Here is a 2,517-nt window from a genome sequence, read left to right on the forward strand (position 1 = left end):
GCAAGCGTAGGGTCGGGGCTCTCGCCCGACCACCGGAAGGCGTTCGTCCGTGTGCTTCTCCGCCGAGGCCGACCTGGTGGTGGGGCTGGGCCTGCTGCCGATCGCCGCCGTGGCGTTGCGCGAGGTCCGGCACGCGCGCGAGATCCCCTTCGCGGCGCTGCCGCTGCTCTTCGCGGTGCACCAACTCATCGAGGCCGTCGTCTGGGCAGGCGTGGACGGTGACGTCTCCGCGTCGGTGCAGCAGGCGGCGGCCGTCGCCTACCTGGTGATCGCCTTCCCGCTGCTACCGATCCTGATGCCACTGGCGGTGCTGCTGCTCGAGCCTCGCGGCGCCCGCCTCCGGGTGGCGCCGTTCGTGGCGTTGGGCGCGGTGGTGGCGACCTACTTCTCGCTCGCCGTGCTCGACGGACCGATCCGGGTGGTCGCCCACCCGCACGCGCTCGCCTACGTCGCCCCGCTGGAGAACGGCGTCTTCTGGACGGGGCTGTACATCGTCGCGGTGATCGGACCGTCGCTGTTGTCGGGCTACCGCTCGATCGTGGCGTTCGGCGTACTGAACCTGGTCGGGCTCACCACCGTCGCCCTGGTGTACGCCGAGGCCTTCACCTCGCTGTGGTGCGTGTGGGCGGCCCTGACCTCGATCCTGATCGCCGTCCACATGGTGCGCCGGCGGCGGTTGCCGGATGCGGATCGCCTGCACGGCCTCGCGGGCTGAGACTCAAGGCGCCTGGGTCGTGCGCGGTCCCGGATGCCGTCTGCGCCTATGGCGCCTGATGGAGCGCTTGAAGGGCGTCTCTGCCGCGCGCATACGCCAGTTCCCCGTCGCTTTCGGGGGCGGCCACGCGGATGACGGCCGGTGACCCCAGCGCCGGAGTGACCAAGTCCCGGAGAGCATCGTGATACGCACGCTGACGCCCTCGGCCCCGTTTGCCGAAACCGACCGCAGCTTTGTCGGAGCGGTACCGATCCGAGCGCGGGGCCAGCCGCTCGCACAACGAGAGATAGTGCTCGAGGGAGAAGCCCAGGGGGGCGTCCTCGGGATACAGCAGCAGGGTGAGTCGTCGGTAACTCGTGAAGTGCTGGGCCTCGTCGATCTCGATGAAGGTCCCAGTCGGCGCGTGGACGAAGTCACCCGGAAGGGAGGTCAGGCGCTTGGCGCCCTGTGCCACCAGGTCGCCGTCGAGAGTGTCGAAGATACTCTGCATCAGCTCGACGACGCCCGCTGCCTCAGGGGGAAGACCCAGGTGGCCGCGTTGGTTCAGCCACGGCACCCGGGCCCGCTGCAGGACGATCCCGTCTTGGGCAGCCGCCTGCGCGAATGCGCGCTCGCAGTCACCGACAGGCATCGCGACGACCTACGGTATCTCGTCGGGCCCGGAGACCTCGAAGCCCAAGGCGCGCAGCACCTTGGCGGCACCGCTGCGGCCTCCGGAGAAGTCTTGGGAGGAGAGGGCAGCTCCGGTGGCGTACCGGTGGGCGACGCCCAGAATGGCCTTGGAGTCGTATGACCGCTCGCCGTGCAGCAGCACGTACTCGCGCGATGGTCCGAAACCGTACCGGCTCAAGAACTCATCGCCACCGAGCTTGTCGTACTCGGCCAGTGCGGCCATGACGTCGTCCCGTGTCACGTTGCTCAGGTCAGGCATGACGCGAATCTATCGCTACGAACCTCGACCACGTATGCATCGTGGTCGGACAGCCGACGGCCGTCTGGGCCAACCGCGGACAGCTGCCAGGCGTCGCGCACGTCGGCCTCCACCGGAACGGCGACGTGATCGATGGTCAGCAGTCCGTCAAGGCAGTGCGCAAGCCAGGTCGTGGGCACTGTGAGCCCCAGCTTGGCCAGGGCTTCCGTGATGAAGCCTCGCCCGGCCATGGTGCCGGCGTACTCACGCTCCTCGAGAGCGTGGTTCCAGTCGCCACCCCAGATCAGGCCCGTGGTGGGCAGGGAAGGCAGCAGCGCTGCGACGGCGTTCTCGGTCTTCGCAGCATGCCTCTCGCCGACCCAGGGGTGTCGACTGGGTGCGCCCCTCCACGGAAGGATCGAACTGCAGAACGTCCACGGACCGACCTGTGCCATCGCACTCGCCGGGTGCGGGTCGGGCAGCGGCGCAAGCGAGGTCCGGCTGAAGACACCTGCCCAGCGACGGCGCTGGGCCATGGACTCCTCGGTCAGATGAGCCGCGTATCCGCTCAGCTCCACCCGCTCACTCACCTCGGTCAGCAGCAGGACCTCGCAGTCCATCCCGATCAGGAACTCGTGGTGCTCGGGTTTCCACCGGCCGGCGAGGTTCCAGGTCCCGATGCGCATGCCGGATGGTCGCAGGTTGTTGGCTCACGTGTAGCGCCTTCGGTGTGATGGCGAGTTGCGGCAGACGTATGACCAGACCGGGGCAGGGGGACTGTCGGTGGCGCCACCTAGGGTCCTGGACCAGACGGAGACGACCCAGGAGAACGACGTGCACCTCACCGACGCAGCCCGACTGGGCCGCACCCTGCTCGACGAGCACGGGCTGA

General features: G+C 68.7%; 4 protein-coding genes. 1 reads left to right on the top strand and 3 read right to left on the bottom strand.

Annotated elements, in window-relative coordinates:
• Positions 1 to 49 precede the first annotated feature (49 nt).
• A complete protein-coding gene (locus ABZE72_RS16610; protein ID WP_372730146.1) occupies positions 50 to 715 on the top strand; it encodes a DUF6629 family protein in 666 nt (221 codons plus the stop codon).
• Between the two features lie 46 nt (positions 716 to 761).
• Here ABZE72_RS16610 and ABZE72_RS16615 read toward each other — a convergent pair whose 3' ends face one another.
• The 3 genes from ABZE72_RS16615 to ABZE72_RS16625 are packed head-to-tail and all read right to left on the bottom strand — an operon-like array spanning position 762 to position 2,311.
• Positions 762 to 1,346 (bottom strand): hypothetical protein, encoded by a 585-nt coding sequence (locus ABZE72_RS16615; protein ID WP_372730147.1) that lies wholly within the window; start codon positions 1,344 to 1,346, stop codon positions 762 to 764.
• Between the two features lie 9 nt (positions 1,347 to 1,355).
• Positions 1,356 to 1,646 carry a hypothetical protein gene (locus ABZE72_RS16620; RefSeq protein ID WP_372730148.1) on the bottom strand — a complete coding sequence of 97 codons (291 nt, stop codon included), beginning with the start codon at positions 1,644 to 1,646 and terminating at the stop codon, positions 1,356 to 1,358.
• On the bottom strand, positions 1,634 to 2,311 hold the full coding sequence (locus ABZE72_RS16625; RefSeq protein WP_372730149.1) for a hypothetical protein: 678 nt from the start codon (positions 2,309 to 2,311) through the stop codon (positions 1,634 to 1,636). The genes ABZE72_RS16620 and ABZE72_RS16625 overlap by 13 nt, the downstream gene beginning before the upstream one ends.
• Positions 2,312 to 2,517 lie beyond the last annotated feature (206 nt).

The sequence above is a fragment of the Nocardioides sp. genome (assembly GCF_041600255.1).
Taxonomy (GTDB): Bacteria; Actinomycetota; Actinomycetes; order Propionibacteriales; family Nocardioidaceae; genus Nocardioides.